24 protein-coding genes are annotated in these 22897 nt (G+C 64.1%); 12 read left to right on the top strand and 12 right to left on the bottom strand.

The features are described from left to right. The first annotated feature begins 1 nt into the window (after position 1). A complete protein-coding gene (locus ACYVKM_RS12835) occupies positions 2–1513 on the top strand; it encodes an efflux transporter outer membrane subunit (protein ID WP_460878004.1) in 1512 nt (503 codons plus the stop codon). Between the two features lie 115 nt (positions 1514–1628). Here ACYVKM_RS12835 and ACYVKM_RS12830 read toward each other — a convergent pair whose 3' ends face one another. Together ACYVKM_RS12830 and dnaG are read right to left on the bottom strand one after the other, a co-directional pair. After that, a complete protein-coding gene (locus ACYVKM_RS12830) occupies positions 1629–2249 on the bottom strand; it encodes a DedA family protein (protein ID WP_460878003.1) in 621 nt (206 codons plus the stop codon). A 129-nt stretch (positions 2250–2378) separates the two neighbouring features. Beyond that, positions 2379–4115 carry a DNA primase gene (gene dnaG / locus ACYVKM_RS12825; protein ID WP_460878002.1) on the bottom strand — a complete coding sequence of 579 codons (1737 nt, stop codon included), beginning with the start codon at positions 4113–4115 and terminating at the stop codon, positions 2379–2381. Positions 4116–4267: 152 nt separating this feature from the next. On the opposite strand from dnaG, the gene ACYVKM_RS12820 reads away from it, so the two are divergent. Then, complete coding sequence (locus tag ACYVKM_RS12820) at positions 4268–4909, top strand: GNAT family N-acetyltransferase (RefSeq protein ID WP_460878001.1); 642 nt, start codon at positions 4268–4270, stop codon at positions 4907–4909. A gap of 39 nt (positions 4910–4948) precedes the next feature. Here ACYVKM_RS12820 and ACYVKM_RS12815 read toward each other — a convergent pair whose 3' ends face one another. Beyond that, positions 4949–5119 carry a DUF1328 domain-containing protein gene (locus tag ACYVKM_RS12815; RefSeq protein ID WP_460878000.1) on the bottom strand — a complete coding sequence of 57 codons (171 nt, stop codon included), beginning with the start codon at positions 5117–5119 and terminating at the stop codon, positions 4949–4951. Between the two features lie 173 nt (positions 5120–5292). On the opposite strand from ACYVKM_RS12815, the gene ACYVKM_RS12810 reads away from it, so the two are divergent. Further along, the gene (locus ACYVKM_RS12810) at positions 5293–5595 is read left to right on the top strand and encodes a hypothetical protein (protein ID WP_460877999.1); all 303 of its coding nucleotides are present in this window, start codon (positions 5293–5295) and stop codon (positions 5593–5595) included. A 3-nt stretch (positions 5596–5598) separates the two neighbouring features. On the opposite strand, the gene ACYVKM_RS12805 is transcribed toward ACYVKM_RS12810, so the two are convergent. Both ACYVKM_RS12805 and rpsU read right to left on the bottom strand, forming a co-directional pair. Then, positions 5599–6045 (bottom strand): GatB/YqeY domain-containing protein, encoded by a 447-nt coding sequence (locus ACYVKM_RS12805; RefSeq protein WP_460877998.1) that lies wholly within the window; start codon positions 6043–6045, stop codon positions 5599–5601. A 209-nt stretch (positions 6046–6254) separates the two neighbouring features. Then, positions 6255–6470, bottom strand: a complete 216-nt coding sequence (gene rpsU, locus ACYVKM_RS12800) for a 30S ribosomal protein S21 (protein ID WP_007081639.1) — start codon at positions 6468–6470, stop codon at positions 6255–6257. A gap of 68 nt (positions 6471–6538) precedes the next feature. Between rpsU and tsaD the strand changes: the two genes are divergently transcribed. Continuing rightward, positions 6539–7612 carry a tRNA (adenosine(37)-N6)-threonylcarbamoyltransferase complex transferase subunit TsaD gene (gene tsaD / locus ACYVKM_RS12795; RefSeq protein ID WP_460877997.1) on the top strand — a complete coding sequence of 358 codons (1074 nt, stop codon included), beginning with the start codon at positions 6539–6541 and terminating at the stop codon, positions 7610–7612. Positions 7613–7719: 107 nt separating this feature from the next. Here tsaD and ACYVKM_RS12790 read toward each other — a convergent pair whose 3' ends face one another. The 3 genes from ACYVKM_RS12790 to ACYVKM_RS12780 all read right to left on the bottom strand — a co-directional run bounded on the left by ACYVKM_RS12790 (position 7720) and on the right by ACYVKM_RS12780 (position 10313). Continuing rightward, entirely contained in the window at positions 7720–8439 is a 720-nt protein-coding gene (locus tag ACYVKM_RS12790) for a pseudouridine synthase (RefSeq protein WP_460877996.1), read from the bottom strand. A 123-nt stretch (positions 8440–8562) separates the two neighbouring features. After that, the gene (locus ACYVKM_RS12785) at positions 8563–9342 is read right to left on the bottom strand and encodes an ABC transporter permease (protein ID WP_460877995.1); all 780 of its coding nucleotides are present in this window, start codon (positions 9340–9342) and stop codon (positions 8563–8565) included. Then, entirely contained in the window at positions 9339–10313 is a 975-nt protein-coding gene (locus ACYVKM_RS12780; protein WP_460877994.1) for an ABC transporter ATP-binding protein, read from the bottom strand. The genes ACYVKM_RS12785 and ACYVKM_RS12780 overlap by 4 nt, the downstream gene beginning before the upstream one ends. A 345-nt stretch (positions 10314–10658) precedes the next feature. On the opposite strand from ACYVKM_RS12780, the gene ACYVKM_RS12775 reads away from it, so the two are divergent. Together ACYVKM_RS12775 and ACYVKM_RS12770 are read left to right on the top strand one after the other, a co-directional pair. After that, positions 10659–11405: an FAD-binding oxidoreductase gene (locus tag ACYVKM_RS12775; protein ID WP_460877993.1), complete on the top strand. Its 747-nt coding sequence runs from the start codon at positions 10659–10661 to the stop codon at positions 11403–11405. A gap of 265 nt (positions 11406–11670) precedes the next feature. Beyond that, complete coding sequence (locus ACYVKM_RS12770) at positions 11671–12063, top strand: hypothetical protein (RefSeq protein WP_460877992.1); 393 nt, start codon at positions 11671–11673, stop codon at positions 12061–12063. Between the two features lie 565 nt (positions 12064–12628). Here the strand turns inward: ACYVKM_RS12770 and ACYVKM_RS12765 are convergent. From ACYVKM_RS12765 to ACYVKM_RS12750, 4 genes are all read right to left on the bottom strand, one after another. Next, positions 12629–13726 (bottom strand): fimbrial protein, encoded by a 1098-nt coding sequence (locus ACYVKM_RS12765; RefSeq protein ID WP_460877991.1) that lies wholly within the window; start codon positions 13724–13726, stop codon positions 12629–12631. After that, positions 13723–16422: a fimbria/pilus outer membrane usher protein gene (locus ACYVKM_RS12760; RefSeq protein ID WP_460877990.1), complete on the bottom strand. Its 2700-nt coding sequence runs from the start codon at positions 16420–16422 to the stop codon at positions 13723–13725. Before ACYVKM_RS12760 ends, ACYVKM_RS12765 begins: the two co-directional genes overlap by 4 nt. Positions 16423–16490: 68 nt before the next feature. Beyond that, complete coding sequence (locus ACYVKM_RS12755) at positions 16491–17237, bottom strand: fimbrial biogenesis chaperone (protein WP_460877989.1); 747 nt, start codon at positions 17235–17237, stop codon at positions 16491–16493. A 103-nt stretch (positions 17238–17340) separates the two neighbouring features. Next, positions 17341–17892 (bottom strand): fimbrial protein, encoded by a 552-nt coding sequence (locus tag ACYVKM_RS12750; RefSeq protein ID WP_460877988.1) that lies wholly within the window; start codon positions 17890–17892, stop codon positions 17341–17343. Between the two features lie 420 nt (positions 17893–18312). Between ACYVKM_RS12750 and ACYVKM_RS12745 the strand changes: the two genes are divergently transcribed. The 6 genes from ACYVKM_RS12745 to ACYVKM_RS12720 are packed head-to-tail and all read left to right on the top strand — an operon-like array spanning position 18313 to position 22863. Then, positions 18313–18930 carry a hypothetical protein gene (locus ACYVKM_RS12745; RefSeq protein ID WP_460877987.1) on the top strand — a complete coding sequence of 206 codons (618 nt, stop codon included), beginning with the start codon at positions 18313–18315 and terminating at the stop codon, positions 18928–18930. A gap of 33 nt (positions 18931–18963) precedes the next feature. Next, on the top strand, positions 18964–19161 hold the full coding sequence (locus ACYVKM_RS12740; RefSeq protein WP_460877986.1) for a helix-turn-helix transcriptional regulator: 198 nt from the start codon (positions 18964–18966) through the stop codon (positions 19159–19161). 3 nt (positions 19162–19164) lie between these two features. Continuing rightward, a complete protein-coding gene (locus tag ACYVKM_RS12735; protein ID WP_460877985.1) occupies positions 19165–20745 on the top strand; it encodes an alpha/beta hydrolase in 1581 nt (526 codons plus the stop codon). 11 nt (positions 20746–20756) lie between these two features. Further along, on the top strand, positions 20757–20930 hold the full coding sequence (locus ACYVKM_RS12730) for a hypothetical protein (protein ID WP_460877984.1): 174 nt from the start codon (positions 20757–20759) through the stop codon (positions 20928–20930). Continuing rightward, positions 20927–21661 (top strand): ABC transporter ATP-binding protein, encoded by a 735-nt coding sequence (locus ACYVKM_RS12725; RefSeq protein ID WP_460877983.1) that lies wholly within the window; start codon positions 20927–20929, stop codon positions 21659–21661. Before ACYVKM_RS12730 ends, ACYVKM_RS12725 begins: the two co-directional genes overlap by 4 nt. Further along, positions 21658–22863: an ABC transporter permease gene (locus tag ACYVKM_RS12720; protein WP_460877982.1), complete on the top strand. Its 1206-nt coding sequence runs from the start codon at positions 21658–21660 to the stop codon at positions 22861–22863. Before ACYVKM_RS12725 ends, ACYVKM_RS12720 begins: the two co-directional genes overlap by 4 nt. Positions 22864–22897: the final 34 nt, after the last annotated feature.

Here is a 22897-nt window from a genome sequence, read left to right as displayed (position 1 = left end):
CATGCACGCTTTCCACAAAATCACGACACGCTGCGCTGGCAACACGCTGCTCGGTCTTGGCATCGGCCTGCTGCTCAGCGCATGCGCAGTCGGGCCGGATTACCAGCGCCCGGCGGCGCCTGCCACGCATGACTACGCGCCGACAGCCCTGCCGCAAACCACCACTGCCGCACCCGGCCCGGGCGGCAACGCACAGCGACTGGTGCAGGACATGGATATCCCGGGGCAGTGGTGGACGCTGTTTCATTCCGCGCCCTTGAATGCGCTGATCGACGATGCGCTGAAACACAACGCGGATACGGAGGCGGCGCAAGCGGCGCTGCAGGCGGCGTGGGAAAACGTGCGTGCGCAGCGTGGCGCGTATTTTCCCGAGGTCGATGCCAGCGTGGAACCGACCCGGCAGAAGATCGCGCACGTGCTGGCTAGTCCGGCCGAATCCGGTGCCACGTTCTACAGCCTGACCACGGCGCAGGTCAGCGTGTCGTATTCGCCGGATCTGTGGGGCGGCAATCGTCGCCAGGTGGAATCACTGGTGGCGCAGGCGAACGCACAGCGTTTCCAGCTGGAAGCGACCTACCTCACGCTGACCACCAACCTGGTCAATGCGGCGGTCCAGGAGGCCTCGCTGCGTGCGCAGATCGACGCCACCCGCAGCATCGTCGCGGACCAGGAAAAGATCATGGCAACGCTGCAGCGCCAGCGCACGCTCGGCGACGCTTCCGAGGCCGCCGTCGCCGCACAGTGGGCCGCGCTGGAACAGAGCCGTGCCACCTTACCCCCGCTGGAAAAGCAGCTCGCCCAGCAACGCGACCTGCTCGCCGCGCTCAGCGGACGCATGCCTGGCGACACTATCGATGCCCGCTTCACGCTGGACGCACTGCAGTTGCCGACCGAGTTGCCGCTGAGCCTGCCGGCTCGTCTGGTCGAACAACGCCCCGATGTGCGCATGGCCGACGAGCAGCTGCATGCGGCCAGTGCGCAGGTCGGCGTGGCGATCGCCAACCGGCTGCCGAACGTGCAGATCAGCGCCGACATCGGCAGTGCGGCGGAGAAGGCGAGTTCGTTGCTGACGGCCGGCACCGGTTTCTGGAGTCTTGGCGCCGGCATCACCGCGCCGCTGTTCGACGGTGGTACGTTGAAGCACAAGCAGCGTGCCGCCGAGGCCACCTACCGGCAGAGCGCCGCGCAATACCGCAGCACGGTGATCGACGCGGTGCAGAACGTGGCCGACGTGCTGCACGCGGTGCAGTCCGATGCCGCCGCACTGACTTCGGCGGAACTGGCCGAGCATGCCGCCGCACGCAACCTGGCGATCGCGCAGCAGCAGCTCGCGATGGGCGACCTCAGCGAGGTGGCGATGCTCAATGCCGAACAGACCTGGCGGCAGGCCGAAATCACCCTGGCGCAGGCGCGTGCGAATCGTTACGCCGATACGGTGGCGTTGTTCCAGGCACTGGGTGGCGGCTGGTGGAACAGGCACGACGTAGTGACGACGGCGGTTTCGTCACCATGAGACATGATGTCGATGCAGCAAATCGGGAAATCAACAGGCTGCGGCTTCGTTCGTTACTGGAGCGGTGATTTCACGGGTGGGTGCCGCTTTGCGGTGCACACCCGCTGCGCGAAGCTCAATCCTCTGCGCAGCGCGCGTTGCGACGATGCCGCCACCACAGCGCCAGCAGGATCAGCACGAGCAGGACGACCAGCGCCCACAGACTGCTCTGGCCACGGTGAACCCACTTCATCAGCCATTCGTGGTTGTCGGCGCCCAAATAGCCCAGGTACACCCAGAAAGGCACGCTGATCAGCGCGGCCAGTCCATCGATCAGCAGGAACCGCGTGAACGAGACCCGGTGGCTGGTGCCGGCGGTGATGTAGACCGTGGTGCGCATGCCGGGCAGGAAGCGCGCGATGAACAGCATGCGATTGCCGTAGCGCACGAATTTTTCCTGCACCATGGCATAACGCCTGGGCGTGAGTATGCGCGCCACCAACCGCCACTTCAGCATGCGTGCACCGTAGTGGTGGCCAAGCAGGAAGATCGCGGAGTCTCCAAGCAGCACGCCGAACATCGTCAGCGCAAACATCGCGTGCACGTTCGCGTAGCCGAGCCCGGCGATCACGCCGCCGGCCACCAGGGTGATGTCTTCCGGCAACGGCAGGCCGGCGCCACAGATCATCAGCGCGATGAATACCGCGACATAGCCGTTCTCGGCGAAAATCGTGATCAGTCGTTCAAGCAGATCCATCGATATCCTTGCGCGTCTTGCCTAGTCTGCCTCGCAGCAGCGGGGCATGATCCCACAGTCGGCCGGTGATGGCCTCCCGGCGAAGCCAAATGATGTGGGCGGGGCCTCGGCATGCAATGCGGTGTCACGTCAGTCCGGAGCGGTAACCGGCCGCACGCGCGCGGCCAGCAATTCCCGCAATTCGGCTTTTTCGGCGCTGTCCAGCATACCTTCACGGCTCTTGGCGGTGAGGATGTCGCGGCGCTGGGTGGTGGCCTGATCGTCCATGCGTGCCAGTGCATCGAAGAACTCGGCCCGCTGCGCTTCGAGTTCGCCCACCGCGACCGCCGCCATCAGCTTCTGCAGCGACGAATACTCCGGCCGCTCGGCAAAATGCTCCACCAGCATCGCCGGGTTGATGCCGGGGCGTGAGCGGGCCGTGTCGATCAATTCGGCGAGCAGTTCCACGCCCGGCTTGTCCAGCCGCAGGAAACGGTAAGGCCTTTCCACCTGGTCGGCCAGCCCGGGCTGGGCCAGCAGCAGCGAGATCGCGCTGCGTACCAGGCTGCGCTGCACCGCCACCGGACGTTGCACCGCGCGATGCGTGGCCGGGTCCGGTTGCAGCAGTGCGCGGGCGCCGCTGCGCTTCTCCAGTTCCTGCGCCATCAGGTCGCGGAACGCGCCGTCGGGCAGCTTGGCGATCAGCGGACGGGCACGCTCGGCCAGTCGCGCACGGCCGTCGAGACTGCCCATCTCCACATCGTGCGACAGCTCGTTGAAGAAGTAGTCCGACAGGGGCATCGCCTGCTTGATGCGCTGTTCGAAACCATCCCTGCCTTCCTTGCGTACCAGCGAATCGGGATCCTCACCGTCGGGCAGGAACAGGAAATACGCTTGGCGGCCATCGCGTAGCCGTGGCAGCGCGGATTCCAGCGCCTTCCACGCGGCGGCACGGCCGGCGCGGTCGCCGTCGAAACAGAACACCACGTCGGGTGCGGCGCGGAACAGCACCTCGGTGTGTTCCGGTGTGGTCGCCGTACCCAGCGTGGCCACCGCAATCGGCAGCCCGGCCTGGTGCAGCGCGATCACGTCCATGTAGCCCTCGACCACCATGATCCGCGTGAGGTTCGCGTTGGCCTGTTTTACCTGCCACAGCGCGAAAAGCTCGCGGCCCTTGTGGAATAGGGGCGTCTCGGGCGAGTTGAGGTATTTGGGGCTCTGCTCCGACTGCAGCACGCGACCGCCGAACGCGATCACGCGGCCGCGGCGGTCCAGGATCGGGAACATCAGCCGCTCGCGGAAGCGATCGTACTTGCTGCCACGCTCGCTGCTGGCGACCATGCCGGCTTCGTTGAGCAGTTGCATGCGCCGCTCGCTGCTGCCCAGCGCCTTGATCACGCCGTCGTAGCCTGCCGGCGCCCAGCCAAGCCGGAACTGCTTGATGGTTTCCGCATCCAGTCCGCGCTTTTTGCAGTAGGCCTGTGCCTCGGCACTGCGCGGTAGCTCGCTCTCGTACCAGCCCGCTGCGGCGTCGAGCAGCGCGTACAGATCGGTCTTGTCCTCACGCGGCGCGGCCTCGCGGCCGCCTTCGCGCGGTACCTTCAGGCCGACCGTCTGCGCCAGTTCCTCGACTGCGTCGGGAAACTCCAGCCGCTCGTAGTCCATCAGGAACTTCACCGCACTGCCATGTGCGCCGCAGCCAAAACAGTGGAAGAACTGCTTGGCCGGGCTGACATAGAACGACGGCGAGCGTTCGTTGTGGAACGGGCAGCACGCCGTCCATTCGCGCCCGGCTTTCTTCAGCGGCACGCGCCGTTCGATCACGTCGACGATGTCGACGCGGGCAAGCAGTTCATCGATGAAGCTGTCGGGAATCAGGCCGCGCATAAGCGACCTAGTTTAGGACTAGTACTGCGGCGACGGGGGCGAGTCGGCCAAAGTGGTGGGGAGCCCGGCCAATCTGCCGGCACCGGACGATGCGGCGGCAATCATCACGCTAGCATGCCGGACAACCCCTGGTTGCCCTTTACGAGACTCTGATGCATCAGACAGGACGCGCACCACTGCAGTTTCGCCAGGCAACGCCAGGCGATGTATTGCCGGTGGTGCCGCTGATCCACAGCTCCGGCCCGGCGGCGTTCGACTACGTGTTCGCCGTGCCGGGACATGGTGATGCGCAGGCGTTCCTGCGTCAGGCATTCATCGATGGCGCCGGCGAGTTCGGCTGGCGCAATCATGTGGTGGGTGAACTGGATGGTGCGGTGGTGGCGGTCGGAGCCGGTTTCGGCAGCGACACGAAGTGGTCGTTCACGCTGGCGGCGGCGCGGCAAATCCTCGGCCACTATGGCTGGCGCCATGCCAGTGGCACGATCGTCCGTGGTTTGCGGGTGGAGGCAGTGATTCCGCCGCCTGCGGGGGCCATGCATTACCTTGCACATCTTGCCGTGGCGCCTGCCTGGCAGGGGCAAGGTATCGGGCAGGCGTTGATCGGACACCTGCTGGCACAGGCGCGCGTGCTGGGGCGACAGCAGATCGTGCTGGATGTCGCCACCAGCAATCCGGCGGCCGAGCGGCTCTATGCGCGGCTGGGCTTCAATGTGACCGGGGAGCGGTCGTCCCGGCTGGCCAACGCGCAGGGAAGGGTGCCCAATCATCGGCGCATGCAGCGCCTGCTCGCTTGAGGCGCGGCACGATGACAAGCCACCATCGTGCCGCAAACGTCAGAGGATATGGAATACGCCGATGACCGCCAGCACGGCGATCAGGAACAGGATCACGAAGATCGCGAACAGCACTTTGGCGATGGTGCCCGCAACACCCGAGATGCCCCGGAAGCCGAGCAAGCCGGTGACCAGCGAAACGATGGCGAAGATGATGGCCCACTTGAGCATGCGTTTCTCCTGCAGTGATGCTTGCCCATGCGGCCAGGAATAGCCGGCGGGCCAAGTGCTGCTTTGTAATGGAGCGGATGTGAACGCGATGCATCGCGCCTTGCCAGTCACTGCATCGGGACGGCAAGCTGCGCGGTCGAGCCAACAGGGCCACGCCGACAGGAACGACAATCATGGTGATCACCGCAGTCATGGCGCACAGGCAGGGCGCGATCGTGCGTGCGTTCGTGCAGGCCGCCGCGATTACGGCGACAACGGCGTGTACCGCGGAGCAACTGGGCGTGAAACCGGGTATGGCCTGGCACCAGCTGGTGGGCCAGGCAGTACTGCGCTGCCCAGGCGAGGGGCGCTATTTTCTGGATGTGGCGAACTGGCAGCGGCTGCGCCAGCGTCGCCGGCGCCTGGCGTTGCTGGCGATTATCGCCGGGTTGCTGGTGGTGCTGGCGGTGATACTGCTGGCGGCACGCGTGGGCTGAAACTCAGCCGGCCAACCTTGCCTTGATCTTGCCCGAGACCACGGCCATGTCGGCGCGACCGGCCGCCTTTTCCTTCACCGCGGCCACCACTTTGCCCATGTCGCGGGCCGAACTGGCACCCGTGGCGGCGATGGCGGCGGTGATCAACGCGTCGATCTCGGCATCGTCAAGCTTGCTTGGCAGGTAGGTTTCGATCACCACCATCTCGGCGCGCTCGATCGCGGCCAGATCCTCGCGGCTGGCGGCCTCGAACTGAGTGACGGAATCGCGTCGCTGCTTGAGCATCTTCTCCAGCGTGGCCAGGACCTGCACGTCGCCCAGCTCGACCCGCTCATCCACTTCGCGCTGCTTGATCGCTGCCAGCATCAGGCGGATCACACCCAGCCGGTGCTTGTCGCCGCCGCGCATGGCGTTCTTCATGTCTTCGGTGAGCTGCTGCTTGAGTGTCATGGCGAGGCCTCGGGGTGTGGGGGCGGATGACGATGGAAAGTCGATTCTACGGAAACGACAAAGCCGGCGTTGCCCCTGGGGACAACACCGGCCGGATCGAAGCCGAGTGCTTGCGGTGGCTGCGAGAACCCGCGCCAACCGCGTTTCCTGATGCGCGCAGCGCCGTGGCGCTGCAGGATCCACCGACGAAGCGGCGGATCGGCGGAAACTCAGTACAGGCGGACCTTGCGCGAGACGTCACGCGACAGGCGGCGCAGGTGACGCTTTACCGCGGCAGCGCGCTTGCGCTTGCGCTCCTGGGTCGGCTTTTCGTAGAACTCGCGCTTGCGCGTTTCAGCCAGGACGCCGGCCTTTTCGCAGGTACGCTTGAAACGACGCAGTGCGATCTCGAACGGCTCGTTCTCGCGAACTTTTACGTTGGGCATGGAAACTCCGAGTGGTAATCTGCCCGCTTGTACGGGACTGTCAAATAGGGCGAGCCGCGAATTATACCGTGGATATCACAGAATTTTCAAAGCCGGCGAACAGGCCGGTAATAGGCCCGGTGCTGGGCATCGAGACCTCCTGCGACGAAACCGGCGTGGCCCTGCTGCGCTGGGAGCCCGATGCCCCGGGTCGTGGCCTGCTGGCACATACCCTCTACAGCCAGATCAAGCTGCATGCCGATTACGGCGGGGTGGTGCCGGAACTGGCCAGCCGCGACCATGTGCGCAAGCTGCTGCCGCTGATCCGCGAGGCGCTGGCCCAGGCCGGCCTGACCGTGCAGGATCTGGGCGGCGTGGCCTATACCGCCGGGCCCGGCCTGGTCGGCGCCTTGCTGGTGGGTGCCTCGGCCGGGCGTGCGCTGGCCTGGGCGCTGGGCGTCCCCGCGATCGGCGTCCACCATATGGAAGGTCATCTGCTGGCGCCGTTGCTGGAGAACAACCCGCCGGAACCGCCATTCGTGGCCCTTTTGGTGTCCGGCGGCCATTCCATGCTGGTCGAGGTGAAGGCGATCGGCCAGTACACCATCCTCGGCGACACCTTGGACGACGCCGCCGGCGAGGCGTTCGACAAGACCGCCAAGCTGATGGGCCTGCCGTACCCCGGTGGCCCGGCGTTGGCCAAGCTGGCCGAACGGGGCCGTGCCGGCGCGTTCCGCTTCTCCCGGCCGATGACCGACCGGCCCGGGCTGGATTTCAGCTTCTCCGGCCTGAAGACCCAGGTGTTGCTGGCCTGGCAGAAGTCGGATCAGGGCGAACAGACCCGCGCCGACATCGCCCGCGCATTCGAGGAGGCGATCGTCGACACGCTGATCATCAAGTGCAGACGCGCCCTGCAGGCCAGCGGCGCGCACCGGCTGGTGATCGCCGGCGGCGTCGGCGCGAACCGAAGATTGCGCAGCGAGCTGGCGGCTGCCGGCGCGAAGGACGGTTTCCAGGTCTATTTCCCGCGACTGGATTTCTGCACCGACAACGGCGCGATGATCGCGCTGGCCGGCGCGATCCGGTTGGCCGGCGGTCAGCATCAGGGCGAATCGGTTGAGGTCCATCCGCGCTGGGATCTGCAGAGCCTGCCGGCGGCGTAGTTCGGAGTACTGCTGGCAGCCTGCGACCTGCTTGTCACGTGCCGCTTTTGCCGTCATTCCCGTAGATGCGGGAATGACGACTTCTCAACCAATGCAATTGCCGTGTTTCACCACTGCGTACGGCCGGGCAGCAGCCCCTTCAATTCCGCTTCGGTGAGGTTGCGCCATTGGCCGACCTTCAAGTGGGCCAGCTTCACGTTGACGATGCGCACGCGGCGCAGCTGGGTCACGCGGTAGCCGAACGCCGCAGCCATCAGTCGGATCTGCCGGTTCAGGCCCTGGGTCAGCACGATCGAGAAGCCGAACTTCGCGATGCGGCGCACGCGGCAGGGCTGGGTCATCTGGCCGTGGATGCGCACGCCCTTGGCCATGCCGGCGAGGAATTCGTCGGTGACCGCCTTGTTCACCGCGACCAGGTATTCCTTTTCGTGGCCGTTTTCGGCGCGCAGGATCTCGTTGACGATGTCGCCGTTGCTGGTGAGCAGGATCAGACCCTCGGAGTCTTTATCCAGTCTCCCGATCGGGAAGATCCGCTGCGGATGGTCGACGAAGTCCACGATATTGCCGTCGACGCCGTGATCGGTGGTGCAGGTGATGCCGATCGGCTTGTTCAGCGCGATATACACCGCCTTCTTCGCCGCCGGCGTGGCGGCGAGGATGCGCGCACGCACGATCTCGCCATCCACGCGCACCTCGTCGCCTTCCAATGCCTTGGCGCCGGTCGAGACGATCTCGCCGTTGATGCTGACGCGGCCGGCAATCAGCAGCTCATCGGCCTCGCGGCGCGAGCACAGGCCGGCTTCGCTGATGTATTTGTTGACGCGCATGGGCGAACAACCTTGAACGAATACGAGGAATTCGTCATTCCAGCGCAAGCTGGAATCCAGCGTCGTTCGTGTTGATTGTGGAGTCACTGGATCCCGGCTTTCGCCGGGATGACGAGCAAAAAATCAGGAACGCAGCCCGACGCCGCGCTTGAGCAATTGCAGCGCCACGATCGACAGTCCGACCACGAAGCCCAGCATCACCACGAACGCCACGCCCACGTTGACATCACTGATGCCAAGCACGCCGAAGCGGAACGCATTGACCATGTACAGGATCGGGTTGACTCGCGAGATTGCCTGCCAGGGCTCGGCCAGCATGTTCACCGAATAGAACACGCCGCCGAGATAGGTGAGCGGGGTAAGCACGAAGGTCGGCACCAGCGCGATGTCGTCGAACTTCTTCGCGTACACCGCGTTGACGAAACCGGCCAGCGAGAAGATCGTGGCGCCGAGCAGCACCGAGGCGAAGGTGATCAGCGGATGCACTACCTGCAGATTGGTGAAGAACAGTGCGATCAGCAGCACCAGCACGCCGACCACCAGCCCGCGTGCCACGGCACCGGAGACGTAGCCGAGCAGGATCACCCAGTTCGGCATCGGCGACACCAGCATCTCCTCCACCGCGCGGCTGAACTTGGCGCCGAAGAACGAGCTGGAAATGTTGCCGTAGCTGTTGGTGATGATGCTCATCATCACCAGGCCGGGCACGATGTACTGCATGTAGCTGAAACCGCCCTGGATCGTGCCGATACGGCTGCCGATCAGCTTGCCGAAGATCACGAAGTACAGCGTCATGGTGATCGCCGGCGGGATCAGCGTCTGCGTCCAGATGCGCATGATGCGCACGATCTCGCGGCGCACGATGGTGTTGAGGGCGACCAGGTTGGCAGCGGTATTGCTCATGCCACTTTCTCCTGACCGTTGCGGCCCGGCTCCTGTCGGCCTGGCTCTTGTCGACCATTCTCTACCAGTCGCACGAACAGCTCCTCCAGCCGGTTGGTCTTGTTGCGCATCGAAGTTACCGTGATGCCGTGCGCGGACAGCGTCGCGAACAGCGAGTTGAGGTCGTGCGAACGGGCCATCTCGGCTTCCAGCGTATGCTCGTCATGACGTCGCAGGGTGACGCCGGGCACGCTGGGCAGCTCGTCCGGCATCGCCGCCACGTCGAGCACGAAGGTCTCCACGTCGAGCGTCGCCAGCAGACGTTTCATCGTGGTGTTCTCGATGATCGTGCCGTGGTCGATGATCGCGATATTGCGGCACAGCGACTCGGCTTCCTCCAGGTAATGCGTGGTCAGGATCACCGTGGTGCCGGCCGCATTGATGCCGCTGACGAACTGCCACATCGAACGGCGGATCTCGATGTCCACGCCGGCGGTCGGCTCGTCGAGGATCAGCAGCTTCGGCTCGTTCATCATCGCGCGGGCGATCATCAGGCGCCGCTTCATGCCGCCGGACAAGGTGCGCGCCTGCATCTGCGCCTTGTCCCACAAGCGCAGCTCCTTCAGGTACTTTTCCGCGCGCTCGGCGGCGATCTTGCGCGGGATGCCGTAGAAACCCGCCTCGTTGACGCAGATGTCGAACGGCTTCTCGAACTGGTTGAAGTTGATCTCCTGCGGCACCAGGCCGATCAGCCTCATCGCCTCGCTGCGCTGCCTGTTCACCGACACTCCGAACACCTGCGCGTCGCCGCCGCTGGAGTTCACCAGCGAGGACAGAATGCCGATCAGGGTGGATTTGCCGGCACCGTTGGGGCCGAGCAGGGCGAAGAAATCGCCGGGCTGTACGGTCAGCGAGATGCCTTTGAGGGCCTCCACGCCGTTGCTGTACGTCTTGCGCAGGTTGTCGACAACGAGTGCGGGTGTGGAGGTCATGGATGGCGCCGGGTGAGGGAAAGCCGAGGAAAACCAGCCGCATGGGCATGGCGACACCGACAAAACGGGTAGCCGAGCGTGCCCTGCAACTTGGTTGGTGGCTCGCAGCCACCTATTATAGCGGGCTTGATGCCACTGCCCGGGCTGAGAGCCTGCCGGGCTTGGGTTGGCCGGGCTGCAAATTCGCCTACGCGATCCATATTTCCGTCGCTTCTTGACCCATGGAACCACCATGGGTCGGCAAATCGGCGAAAATCTGTCTTCGCGCAGCCGCATTTTCGCCTCGACCACCCCAAGCCCGACAGGCTCTTGCCGGCGCACTCACTGTTTCCCGGAATCCGCTACATGGCCGACCACTTCCAGCTACGCCTCGTCGACAGCCACATGCTGGCGCCCAGCGTGCGTCATCTCGTGTTCGAGCGTGCTGACGACCAACCGCTGGCATTCATGCCTGGTCAGTTCCTGCAGATCCACTTCCACTACGACGACGGCACCGCGACCAAGCGGAGCTACTCGGTGGCCACTGTGGGCGATGGCAGCTCACCGGTGCAACGCATCGAGATCGCGGTGAGCTATGTCGACGGTGGTGCGGCGACCCGGTTGCTGGGCGATCTCGAAAATGGCGGCATCATCGACGCCAGCGGGCCCTACGGCCGTTTCTGCCTGCAGGACGCGGACGTCCATCCGCGTTACCTGCTGCTCGCCACCGGTACCGGCGTCACCCCGTACCGCGCGATGCTGCCGCAGATCGGGAAACTGCTGGCGAAAGGCGGTCGCGAGGTGGTGCTGTTGTACGGCGCCCGCACCGAAGCCGAGCTGCTCTATGGCGAACAGTTCGAAGCGTTCGCGCAGCAACATCCCGGCTTCATCTTCCACGGCTGCCTCAGCCGTCAGCCACGCGCCACGCCGCGCAGCACGGATCGCAGCGGCCACGTGCAGAACGTGCTTGCGGAACTCGGTCCCAGCGCCGAGCGCGACATCGCTTATCTATGCGGCAACCCGAACATGGTTGACGCGGCCTTCACCGTGCTGAAGGAGTTCGGCCTGCCGGTGCCGCAGATCCGGCGCGAGAAATACATCTCGTCGCGCTGAGCAGCATTGCCGCATACATCGTTCGCGCCAGTTCACGGCTCGAACTATCCCGATAGGCCAAGTGGTCAATCAGCCGAGTGATCGCTTCACGCCGTCATCAGATGTATTTCGACAACATCCCCGTTCTCCCATCAAAACGTGATCTGGTTCGCATTTCTCATGCGTAACCGAGCACAGAGTTGATTTCACCTCTAAAGGTTCGGTTGCGTCAGACCGATAGCGCTTAGGTACCCCGTAATAGCCACGGGGTATCGCGAGGTGCGATATGAAGTGGTCGATCGGCTGGTTGTGCGTAGGTGTTGCCACCGTTGTCGGAATGCTATGCATCCCGCGGATAGCTGCGGCAAGCGGGTCGATGGGTGCATCAGGCGGACGGATCACATTCGAAGGGACCATCGTCGAGGCGACTTGTGCGGCCAGTGCCGCCAGCATAGGTGCCGATGCACTGATGCCTTCGAGCAGCATTGCCACGCCGCATCGTTTCGCGTGTAACAGCGCCCGGACGAGCGCCGACTCTGGCCGGTTCTACTCGCTCACCGTCGTCAACCTCGATGCGGCCACGATCAATCACGATCGGGTGCTCGACTACTTTGCCGGTTATATGAAAGCTGCAGGCAACGAGGCGACGGCAAGGCTCGTCACCCAGACTTTTGAGTAAGCATTGATCAGTCGGTGCCGGTCGCCACCAGCATGCTTGAACAGGGACGCGCGCCGCCAAGTTGAAGCTGATGCTGCCACGTTCTGTGGACGCTACGGCCTCGTGTAGCCGTATCCGTGCAAGCACTATGTCTGCGTAACATTGCCGATATGTCATGCACATGTTTCTGATGGTGAAAGTCAAACTGGTATTGATGCCGGTACGGCAAACCGATTACAGCCGAACCATGATGGGCGGGGCGCCTGACATGCGACCAGCCCCCTGCAGGTGCGGGCCGTTCCTATTCGCGCACGGTGGCCAGCCTCGTGACTATCGCCAATGATCGGCTGTTGGTTTATTTCGCCAGCTACGCAGCTGTTGCTGGCGGCACGGTGGGAATAGTTGTCCGCACATGCGATTGAGCGGAAGCATCTACTGATGCCGCAGTGTGGATGTCGCCGTAGTGCTGAGCAGGCTTGCGCTATCGGTGTCTCTGGTCTGGTAGAAGCGCGCAAAGTAGCCCACTGAGGCGGCTCCGTTAGGTGTCGCCCCGATCGTCTTGGCGGCAATTGAGCAACACATAGGATTAGTTATAGGTCAGCGTATAGGTGGCCGTGGCACTGACCTGACCGACTGTCACTGTGCTGTTGGAGGTCTGATAGTACCGCGCGAAAAAGGGCAGGTTCATGGTGCCGTCCTGAGTGGCGCCCTCGGAGATTGCCTTGTCGAAGGTAACAGCGGTGCTACCGTTCTGTTGGAGGATCTGCACGCCTACATTCGTCGCGTAGCCTGCGCCGGTGGTGTTGCTGATCACGCCGAGCGTCTTGGCGCCGAAACCGTTGGTTGTGCTCAGGGTGATACTGAGATTGGCACCGGAGACGCAGTTCAATTGCACTTGGAACGGTTGTTGGCCGGCAGTGCTGCCGTTGCCGGTAAAAGCCGTGGCGCTTACCGCAGAAAGCGTCACTACAGTGGGATCGACAGCCGCCGTGCAGGTGGGAATGACAAACTTGATGTTGGTTATCTTGAAAATTTCAACAGGCTTGGCGCCGTTTGTCATGTCGACATTCCACTGCGCAAGCTGTCCAGCCGGGATTGTCATTTGCTGTGTGCTGCCTTGCTGACCTTGGGGGATGATGCCGGTCACCACCAGTTGCAAAGCAGAAGCTACGCTGAAGGCAACACTTCCTGTCGGTACGGACGCATTGTTCGGATAGGCTGACAAGGGGGAGGATGTATCCGGATGCAGAATCCGAAAGGACAGCCACGAAAGATTGGTTGGATAGAGGGTGTCGTCGCTGCCAACGGGCGCCCCGTAGCTGCTGACGACGCCATTGTTGGTGGCGCCCGTGCAGGTGAGGGTGGGGTAGTTTGCAGGAGTCGCTTGTGACGACGTCCACAGGACGGTACCTATGGCAGTGCCGGTGCTTGACAGCGTAATTTGGCCACCAGGTGGTGAGAACGTCACCGTGCCGGGATTGTTGGAGTTGGTGCAATTGGCGTGGGCACGGCCAGACAGAGCCAGCGCAACCATGGCCAGCAGAAGTACCGCCAACTGCCTGTAGCTATAGCCGGCGCGATGCCATGGATGTGCCTGGACCGCAGCGGTTGCCGTTTGTCGTCCAACTGCATGGCAGGATGCGCGATGCAGGGGCGCCGTGCTGACGGTTGCACGCTCGATCATGCTCCATCCTCCTTCTGCGGCTGTGCTGCGGTATTGTCCGCGACGCACGTGGCCTGGATCTGCTGATACGCCGTCGCACCCTTGCCGGGCTTGGGCAGTGTGTATGGGAATGCGCAAGCGTGCGCCACGCCTTGCTCATCATTCCACTGGACGTTGAGTCTGCCGCGTGGGCCGACGCCGCGCAGCAGCGTCAAGCCACCCTGTCCGACCACGCCCAACGCTTCGTCCGTGGCATCGAACACCTGTGCCCCGAACGGCGCCGGTTTGCCATCGGACATGCGGATGCGTGCGATCAGTGCGCGACCGGCCTTGCTCTTGAAGTCCACCATCACCACCGCGCCGGCATATGGCGCCACCTGTGCGCTGGTGGCGTCTAGTTGCACGCCCAGCGGCAGGCCTTGGGGGTCGATCTGGATGGTATCGAGCTGGTAGGCCGTGAGATAGGGCACCAGTGCATAGCCGGAGCGGTCTACGCTCAGGCCCGGTGCATTGGTAATGTGCGCGCCGTATGCGCCGGGTACATGCACGATGGCCACGGTGTCGCCCATCGGCGGACCGAAGGTGATGCCGCCCTGGTGCATAACCACCGCGCCGCTGGCGTTGAAGGATGCCTGCGAGTAGCCGCTGCCGTTGCCAATGCTGGCGTTGAGCGTGGCGTAGGGGCTGTTGTAGCCGGCATTTGCACTGTAGGAGCTGCCGGTATCGTTGCTGCCGTGCGAGGCGGTGGCGCCATAGGTGAACTGGTTCCACTGGCCCAGCGTACCGTTGACGGTGGCCTGTTCCTGCGAGCCGCTGTTGGTGTCGTGGTTGAGGTTGAACGAGAGGCTTGGCGCATGCGGAGTGTCGCCCAGCGGCAGGCTGGCATTGAAGGAAACCTGGTTGTCGTAACCGCCCAGTTCCGTGCGTCCGCGGCTCACGGAAACGCCGTAAGTAAGACGCCCGAAATGGTTGTTGTAGCCCATCTGGAACTGCGTGTCGTTGCCGCTGCGGTTCCAGTAGTCGTTGATCGAGGCGTTGGCGTATAGCGAACCACCGCTGCTTCCCAGCTGCTGATTGAGCGTCAGGGTGAAGCGGTTGCGCTGCTGCAGCAGGCCATGCGCGGTGTAGAGATTGTTGACGTTGTAGGCGGTCCCGCTCAGTGCCGCGAGCTGGGCTGGCGTGAGCAGACTCTGCGCGGGCAGCCCGTCGATCATCTGCTGGTTGGTCGGCTGGTACTGCAGTGCATTCAAGCCGTGGCTGGCGTAATCGCGTGCGGCTTCGGCGTCGCTCAGACTCAGGAAGCCGCTGGTTGAATAGCGGTCGGCGGCCACGCTCAGCGAGGTGTTGGTTTCCGGGATGATCTTGCTGTAGCTGACGCGGAAACTCTGGCCGTCGTAGGTGCCGTAGCCGGGAATGTTCGCGTGGGCGTGGGTGATATCCAGCGCCAATGCGCCGTAGGGTGTGTTGAGCGCACCGCCGACCAGTACAGCGGCGTAGCCGTCCGAACCCTGCACGCCGGCGTAGCCGGTGAGTCGGTTGCTGAAGCCGTGCTGCACTGCGGCCTGGATCACGTCGGGCCGGTTCTGCAGGGTGGTATCGCGCAGTTGTCCGGCGGCGATGTCGAAGCGAGTGACGCCGGGGCGCATCAGTTGTGCCACCGAGGCGTAGGGCACGGTGAAGCTGTGCTGGCGACCATCGGCTTCCGTCACGTTCACGACCAGGTCACCGCCGTAGCCGGTGGGATAAAGGTCGTTGAGCACGAACGGGCCGGGCGCGACGGTGGTCTGGTAGATCTGCACGCCGTTCTGGGTCACCGTGACCTTGGCGTTGGTGTAGGCCACGCCATGTACCACCGGCGCGTAACCGCGCAGCGACTGCGGCAGCATGCGGTCGTCGGTGGCCAGTTGCACGCCGCGCAGGCCGTAGCTGTCGAACACGGCGCCGTCGGTGTAGCTGTCGCCCAGGCTCAGCACGGCGCCCAGACTGGGCAGCGCACGCTGCACGTAGGCATCGATGTTGTGCCAGTGATGCTGGCTGGGCTGGTTGGTGCCCGATTGCAGCGTGCCGGTGCTGTCCTGCCGGAACTGCCAGAGGCCGATGTTGAAGCCGGAACGCAAGCCCAGGTAGGTGCTGGTCTGGCTTTGCCCGCCGCTGGTGCTGTGGTAGCTGTCGAAGTTGTAGTTGAGCAGGAACGCCGGTACGCCCGCGTCCCACGACGCCGGGTTGACCCAGCCGCGCGGCCGCTGGTTCATGTAGGCCTGCGGCACGCTGGCGTCCATGCGCAGGTCGGACATGTCGAAAGACAGCGTGGCGCCGGGAATCAGGTCACCCAGGTTCACGCAGTCGGACGGCGACGACAGTTTCGCAGCCGCCGCGGCATCGGCCTTGGCGGGCACCAGGCCCATGCGATCGAGCAGCGCGGTGCTGACGCAGGCCACGGCGTTGGCGCCGGGGGACGGTGCGGCGAAGCGCACGTCCATGCGCCCCATCCAGTTCTTGTTGAGATAGACGTCGAGGTTGTAGACACCGGGCATCACGGGGTTGCCGTGCTCGAAGCGCGAGAGGTCGGCGGTGTCGTGCCCGGCGCCGGGCAGCATGCTGCGGTCGAAATCGGCGAAGCCACCGCTGGCGCTGGCATCGGCGGTCGCGCCATCCGCAGCTGCTGAGGCTGCCGCCCAGGTCGGGCGAGGCCAGCCCGTGGCGACGGCCAACGCCATGCCGCACGCCAACACGAGCGCCGTATGGCGCCCGGTCGGGTGCTGAAGCATGGCGCGCCGTGCCATTGTCATGGCGCTACGGTGCCCTTGTGCGCGTCGATACCGCCGTAATCGTTGATGGCGGTGAACACCACCGACGTGCCGGCGGACGGTGCCTGCGCGAGACCCTTCAGGGTCAAGTGCAGGTCGCCGAACGGTGCGACCATGCCACTCGCTCCGTCGAGCGGTTTGCTGTCGGCGCCGAACGAAAGCTTGCTGATCGTGACGTAATACGGCGTGGGGTTATGTACTTCCAGCGCCGCGCCTTGGCCGGCGGCAGCCTTGAAGACCAGTTTGTCGGGCGCCTTCAGCGCATCGCCCTGCAGACTGGGAGGGCGGTAGAACAATTTCAGCCGCGACCGTATCGCGAACTGCAGATAGTTGCGGCCGGCAAACTGCGCGCCGCTGGGCTTGGGCGGGATCTCCAGCACATTCAGCCAGAACAGCGACTCGCGGTCGGTCGGCAGTGGCTGGGAGCCCTGGGTGTAGATGAGCCGCAGGTTCTGATCCTTGCCTGATTCCATGCGGAACAGCGGCGGCGTGATCAGGAATGGCGACTTGGCGCTGTCCGGCGTGGAATTGAGGTCGCCTTCGTCGATCCATGCCTCAACCAAGGCGGGATGGTCGCCGTCGTTGGTCAGGCGCACGGTGACTTCGCCCTGCTGGGCAGGAAACACCACGCGGGTGCCTGCGATGACGACGCTGGCATGGGCAGGGCCGATGCCGACGACGAGCGCTACCAAGGCTACGCCCACGCTGCAGAAGAGGCTTTTCATCAAGAGTGTCCCTGCTGGGTCTGGCCAGGTGCGGTGTCGGAGACGGGGCGAGAAGGCGTGCCGCAGCCAAGGGTGGCTGCGGCACGCAGCGCCGCTTACTTGCTTACTGGTACGAGAAGGTAACGGTGGCGTTGGTGCTGACCGTACCGGCTACCACTGTCGTTGCTTTGGTGTAGTACTGGGCAGCCATGGCGATGGTGCCCGATGAGCCGCTGGTGAGCGCGATATTGGCGGGAGCATTGGCGTTGCTGGCCACGTTGATGGCGCTGCCGCTAGTACCGCCGTTCAGCAGCTGAACCTCGACGTTGGTGCCGGCGGTGCCGGTGTTCTTGAGGTTGCCAGTGGCAGCGTCGTTGTTGGCGCCGGTGCTGAAATTCAGCGATGCCGAGGTGGCCGATGTATCGCAGCTGGTGAGGGTGAGGTTAAAGGCTGTGGCGCCTGCGACTGTGCCGACAGAAGTGTTCAGGGTCGCTGTCGTCACGGTGGGCAGGGTCACGGTGCCATTTTGAGTGCCATTGACGTTGAGCTGGCAGGTGTCCGCGACCACCTTGCCGGTGATATTGATGGTGCCGGTGTTGGCAGCCGCCTGGGCGGTTGGCGCCAAGGCCAGCGCGCTGAGCGTGGCGAAGGCGGCGGAGAGAAGAGTCTTGTTCATGCGTATTTCCTTTCAGGATGTTGGGTTGTTAACTGGGTCGACGCGCTGTGGACAATGTGGTCGCGCTACTGCACCACCCCGACTGCAGCCTTGCGCGTGGCTGGTCGATGGGGGAAAAGCAAGCTGTGTGCCAAGCTCTGGATGTAAACGATTACCATCGGCTCCCCTGCCGTTGGCAAAGGGCTGACGTACCGGCGTGGCGGGCGTTTGGCCCGCGCTGTAGGTCATCCCTGACAAATTATGGCAGCTAAAAGTGCGAACCACGTCACCTATTGTGAGCAAAAGATTCACGCGAGCCACACGCAAAAAGTTGCGAATGTGGTAAATCCAGGGCAAATGTAAAGCGTGCTTGACACGACTGGAAGCACTCCGTACGCTGCGAATGTCAAGGTTGCTTGACATGCACAATCGGAGTTGTCCTTGAACAAGCCCCGTTCCATCCATCAGCGCTATCAGCGCGAGTTCTGGCCGGCGATGGCGGCCTATGTCGCGATCATGTTCCTGCTGTGGCCGTTGCTGCCGAAGGTGCACAACGCGTTACTGGAAGTCGTGCTTGCGTTGTTGCCGGTGGTGCCGGTGCTGTTCGTGGTGCGTGCGATGGTGCGGCTGGTGCTGGGCAGCGACGAGCTGGAGCAGCGCATCCACCTGATCGGCCTGGCGGTGGCGGCCACGGTGGTGAGCACGCTCAGCCTGGTCGGCGGCTTCCTTGCCGCGGCGGGCATCATCAAGCTGGATGGCGCGATCCTGATCTGGGTATGGCCGATCCTGGTAGTGGTGTATGCCTTCGGGCGCGGCTGGGCCAGTCGCCGCTACGGTGGCAGCTCCGATGTGATGTGCGACAACGGTGTGGCCGTGCACTGGCGCCTGCTGCTTGTTGCGCTGGTGATTGCGGCGATCGCCGGGCTGGGGCGTCATCAGATGAGCGATTACCAGCTCGGCATGTTGTGTGGCATGAGTGCGGCACTCGGCGCATGGGCCGTCGTGCTGGCCGTATTGCGCTGGCGCAGGCAGCACCGTGGCGGCCGCGAGGCATCGTGATGCCGAGTTGCCGCCGGATGTCGGCGAACGCCAATGAATAACCACGTACGCGAGCTGCGCAGCGAGCAGGGCTGGTCGCAGGCGGATCTGGCCGAGCGGCTGGAGGTGTCGCGGCAGACCATCAACGCGATCGAGACAGGCAAGTACGATCCCAGCCTGCCGCTGGCGTTCAAGCTGGCGAAACTGTTTGGCCGTCCGATCGAATCGATTTTTGTACCGGGTGAGGAGTAAGGCATGGCATTGAAGGGACGTACCGCGATGCGCATCGGCGTGGTCGTCGTGGCCTTGGGGGTGCTGGCGTGGAAGCAGTTCCAGCATCCCCAACAGACCGCGGCACCGGTTGCAGCCGGCATACAGAAAACCACGACGGCAGCCGCCACATTGCCGCCGGCCAAGCCGCAGACGTGGAAACTGGGTACGGTGACGTTGACCGCATGCCAGTTGAGCCAGCCGAACAGCGGCCTGAGCACGGCGGCGTGGTGCACGATGTTTCCGGTGCCGGAAAACCGCGCCGATCCGCACAGCCGCACGATCAAGCTGAAGCTGGCGCTGCTTCGTTCCCGTGCGCAGGTGTCGAGCAGGGACATGCTCGTCTTCCTCGCCGGCGGTCCAGGCGAGGCGGCCACCAATGCGGCGGGTGCGATCGCCACGATGCTGGACCCTTTGCGCGTCCACCGTGATGTGCTGCTGCTCGACCAGCGCGGTACGGGTGGCTCCAACGCATTGAGCTGCAAGGAGTCGGACGAAGCAGCCATGCCCGATGACGACGACAGCCTCGATGCCGGCAAGATGCGCGCGGCGGCGGCCGATTGCCTGAAGCAGCTGGCTGACCGGGCCGATCCGCGTTTCTACACCACCACGATCGCGGCGCAGGATCTGGAGGACGTGCGCCAGGCGCTCGGCTCGCCGCAGTTCGATCTGGTCGGGGTGTCGTACGGCACGCGAATGGCGCAGCAATACCTGATGCGTTATCCGGACGCCGTGCGCAGCGTGGTGCTGGACAGTGTGGTGCCGAACTCGCTGGCACTGGGCGAGGACTTTGCGCGGAATCTGGACGACGCCCTGAAGGCGCAGTTTGCGCGCTGCACCGCCGAACCGGCGTGCAAAAAACAGTTCGGGGATCCGGACCAGACGCTGTACCAGCTGCGCGATGCCTTGCGTGCCAATCCTCATGAAGTCAGCTTCCGCGATCCCGAGAGTTACCAGACGGTCAAGCGGGTGCTTAACGAGAATGCGCTGGCCAGCGTGGTGCGCATGTTCGCTTACAAGCCGGAGACGGCTGCGCTGCTGCCACTGTCGATCGACGCGGCTGCACACGGTGATGTTGGTCCGTTGCTGGGTCAGGCGAAGATCCTGTCTGGTGCCCTGACCGAGCTGATGGGCAGCGGCATGCAGTATTCGGTGATCTGTGCCGAGGACGCCGACCTGCTCACGCCACGCCCGCAGGATGCCAACACCATCCTCGGCACGCATATGATCGACGCGCTCAAGGCGGTCTGCTCGGTGTGGCCGAAGGGCACGCGCCCGGCAGACTTCCATCAGCCGCTGAAAACCGACAAACCGGTCCTGTTGCTGGCGGGGCAATACGATCCGGTGACGCCGCCACGCTATGCCGAGGAAGTGGCGAAAGGCCTGCCGAAGGCACGCGTGCTGGTGCTCAAGGGGCAGGGCCACAGTGTGCTGGCGGCCGGTTGCACGCCGCAGCTGGTCCAGCATTTCGTCGAGAAGCTCGATCCCAAGACGCTGGATGCGACGTGCCTGGGTCGGTTGCAGCCCACCCCGATCTTCATTGATTTCAACGGTTCAACCCCTTGAGGAGCAGCGTCATGAAAAAACGCTACGTGCTGGCGAATGCCATGCTTTGGGCCGCGGCCATTCTTGCTGCGGCCGTGCTCAAGGCGCCCGTGTTCCTTTCCCTTGTCCTGCTGCCGATGCTGGCCACGCTGTCGCTGCTCATGGCCGGTCCGGACGCATGCCTCAACCGGAGTGACATCTCGTGATCGAAGTCAGGGATCTGCACAAGGCCTTCGGCGCAGTGAAAGCCGTCGATGGCGTCAGTTTCACTGCCCGCGATGGCGAGATCACCGGCCTGCTCGGCCCCAACGGCGCCGGCAAGACCACCACGCTGCGCATGCTCTACACGCTGATGAATCCCGACAGCGGCCAGGTGCTGGTGGATGGCATCGACGCGGCAATCGATCCGCTCGGCGTGCGTCGCGAACTGGGCGTGCTGCCGGATGCGCGGGGCCTGTACAAGCGATTGAGCGCGCGCGAGAACATCGACTATTTCGGACGTCTGCACGGCCTGCCGGAGGATCTGCTGGCGAGTCGCCGTGATGCGCTGATCAAGGCACTGGAGATGGGCGACATCGCCGAGCGTCGTACCGAGGGTTTCTCGCAGGGGCAGCGGGTAAAGACGGCGATCGCCCGTGCCCTGGTGCACGACCCGCGCAACGTGATCCTCGACGAGCCGACCAACGGCCTCGACGTGATGGCGACGCGGGCATTGCGCCAGTTCATGCAGAAGCTCAAGAACGAAGGCCGTTGCGTGCTTTTTTCCAGCCACATCATGCAGGAGGTGGCGGCGCTGTGTGACCGCATCGTGGTGATCGCGCATGGTCGCGTGGTGGCCGACGAGTCGCCGGATGCGCTGCGCGCGCAGACCGGTGAGCACAACCTGGAGGATGCGTTCGTGAAGATCATCGGTACCGACGAGGGCCTGGCCGCATGAATGCCGGTACAAAGAAAGTGAATCGCAGCCGTACCTTCCTCACCGTGTTCCTGAAGGAAGTGAAGGAGAATCTGCGCGACCGGCGCACCCTGATCAGCGCCTTCCTCACCGGCCCGCTGCTCGGTCCGGTGCTGTTCGTGATGCTGCTCAATGTCACTCTCAACCGTGAGCTGGACAAGGCCGAGAAATCGCTGCCGGTACCGGTGATCGGTGCCGAGTACGCGCCGAACCTGGTCGATGCGCTCAAGGCCGGCGGCGTGGTGCCGGGCGCGCCGGTGGCCGATCCGGCCCAGGTCGTGCGCAAGCAGGACGCCGACGTGGTACTGCGCATTGCACCCGGCTACGGCAAGGCTTGGCGCAAGGGCGAACCGGTGCAGGTGGAGCTGTTCTACGACTCCTCGCAGCGCGATGCCAATACCTCGGTGGAGCGGGTAAGCACCCTGGTCGAGAACTACAGCCGCCAGCAAGGTGTGCTGCGGCTGGTCGCACGCGGGATGTCGCCGAGTACCGCATGGCCATTGCAGGTTGCCAAGCGCGATCAGGCCACGCCGCAGTCGCGTGCGGTACTGATGTTCGCGATGCTGCCGTACTTCTTCGTGATCACCGTCTTCATGGGCGGCATGTACCTGGCCATCGACCTCACCGCCGGCGAGCGCGAGCGGCAGTCGCTGGAGCCGCTGTTCGCCAATCCGGTGGCACGCTGGAAAATCCTGTGCGGCAAGCTGGCGGCGATCTCGGTGTTCTCCACCGCCAGCCTGCTGATCACCTTGCTCGCGTTTGCCGTGGTGGGCCAGTTCATCCCCGCCGAGAAGATCGGCATGGAGCTGGACCTGGGCCTGCACTTTGCGACGTACGTGCTGTTGCTGATGCTGCCGTTGGTGTTGCTGCTGTCCGCGCTGCAGTCGATGGTGGCGGCGTTCGCCAAGAGCTACCGCGAAGCGCAGACCTACATCTCGCTGCTGATGCTGGTGCCGCTGATTCCCAGTGCGCTGCTGTCGTTCATGCCGATCAAGGCGCAGGCCTGGATGTATGCGGTGCCGCTGCTGGGCCAGAACCTCGGCATCATGCAGTTGCTGCGCGGCGACGGCGTCAACGTGGAGCAGATCGGTCTGTGCCTGCTCGGGAGCCTTGCGGCTGCGCTGCTCGCACTGCTGGCGACGATTCAGCTGTACCGCTCCGAGCGGCTGGCGATTTCGGCCTGACACAGGAGTGATGCGCGCGCCTTGCGGCGCGTGC

The sequence above is a fragment of the Rhodanobacter koreensis genome, assembly GCF_054782855.1.
Note: the sequence above shows the minus strand (reverse complement) of the source record. Positions and strands in the feature narration are given on the sequence as shown.

What these genes read in the sequence shown, in the direction of transcription:
- ACYVKM_RS12835 (WP_460878004.1), top strand. Translation starts at nt 2, where the DNA reads ATGCACGCTTTCCACAAAATCACGACACGCTGCGCTGGCAACACGCTG.
- ACYVKM_RS12830 (WP_460878003.1), bottom strand. Translation starts at nt 2,249, where the DNA reads ATGGATCTGCTTGAACGACTGATCACGATTTTCGCCGAGAACGGCTAT.
- dnaG (WP_460878002.1), bottom strand. Translation starts at nt 4,115, where the DNA reads ATGCGCGGCCTGATTCCCGACAGCTTCATCGATGAACTGCTTGCCCGC.
- ACYVKM_RS12820 (WP_460878001.1), top strand. Translation starts at nt 4,268, where the DNA reads ATGCATCAGACAGGACGCGCACCACTGCAGTTTCGCCAGGCAACGCCA.
- ACYVKM_RS12815 (WP_460878000.1), bottom strand. Translation starts at nt 5,119, where the DNA reads ATGCTCAAGTGGGCCATCATCTTCGCCATCGTTTCGCTGGTCACCGGC.
- ACYVKM_RS12810 (WP_460877999.1), top strand. Translation starts at nt 5,293, where the DNA reads ATGGTGATCACCGCAGTCATGGCGCACAGGCAGGGCGCGATCGTGCGT.
- ACYVKM_RS12805 (WP_460877998.1), bottom strand. Translation starts at nt 6,045, where the DNA reads ATGACACTCAAGCAGCAGCTCACCGAAGACATGAAGAACGCCATGCGC.
- rpsU (WP_007081639.1), bottom strand. Translation starts at nt 6,470, where the DNA reads ATGCCCAACGTAAAAGTTCGCGAGAACGAGCCGTTCGAGATCGCACTG.
- ACYVKM_RS12790 (WP_460877996.1), bottom strand. Translation starts at nt 8,439, where the DNA reads ATGCGCGTCAACAAATACATCAGCGAAGCCGGCCTGTGCTCGCGCCGC.
- ACYVKM_RS12785 (WP_460877995.1), bottom strand. Translation starts at nt 9,342, where the DNA reads ATGAGCAATACCGCTGCCAACCTGGTCGCCCTCAACACCATCGTGCGC.
- ACYVKM_RS12780 (WP_460877994.1), bottom strand. Translation starts at nt 10,313, where the DNA reads ATGACCTCCACACCCGCACTCGTTGTCGACAACCTGCGCAAGACGTAC.
- ACYVKM_RS12775 (WP_460877993.1), top strand. Translation starts at nt 10,659, where the DNA reads ATGGCCGACCACTTCCAGCTACGCCTCGTCGACAGCCACATGCTGGCG.
- ACYVKM_RS12770 (WP_460877992.1), top strand. Translation starts at nt 11,671, where the DNA reads ATGAAGTGGTCGATCGGCTGGTTGTGCGTAGGTGTTGCCACCGTTGTC.
- ACYVKM_RS12765 (WP_460877991.1), bottom strand. Translation starts at nt 13,726, where the DNA reads ATGATCGAGCGTGCAACCGTCAGCACGGCGCCCCTGCATCGCGCATCC.
- ACYVKM_RS12760 (WP_460877990.1), bottom strand. Translation starts at nt 16,422, where the DNA reads ATGGCGTTGGCCGTCGCCACGGGCTGGCCTCGCCCGACCTGGGCGGCA.
- ACYVKM_RS12755 (WP_460877989.1), bottom strand. Translation starts at nt 17,237, where the DNA reads ATGAAAAGCCTCTTCTGCAGCGTGGGCGTAGCCTTGGTAGCGCTCGTC.
- ACYVKM_RS12750 (WP_460877988.1), bottom strand. Translation starts at nt 17,892, where the DNA reads ATGAACAAGACTCTTCTCTCCGCCGCCTTCGCCACGCTCAGCGCGCTG.
- ACYVKM_RS12740 (WP_460877986.1), top strand. Translation starts at nt 18,964, where the DNA reads ATGAATAACCACGTACGCGAGCTGCGCAGCGAGCAGGGCTGGTCGCAG.
- ACYVKM_RS12735 (WP_460877985.1), top strand. Translation starts at nt 19,165, where the DNA reads ATGGCATTGAAGGGACGTACCGCGATGCGCATCGGCGTGGTCGTCGTG.
- ACYVKM_RS12730 (WP_460877984.1), top strand. Translation starts at nt 20,757, where the DNA reads ATGAAAAAACGCTACGTGCTGGCGAATGCCATGCTTTGGGCCGCGGCC.
- ACYVKM_RS12720 (WP_460877982.1), top strand. Translation starts at nt 21,658, where the DNA reads ATGAATGCCGGTACAAAGAAAGTGAATCGCAGCCGTACCTTCCTCACC.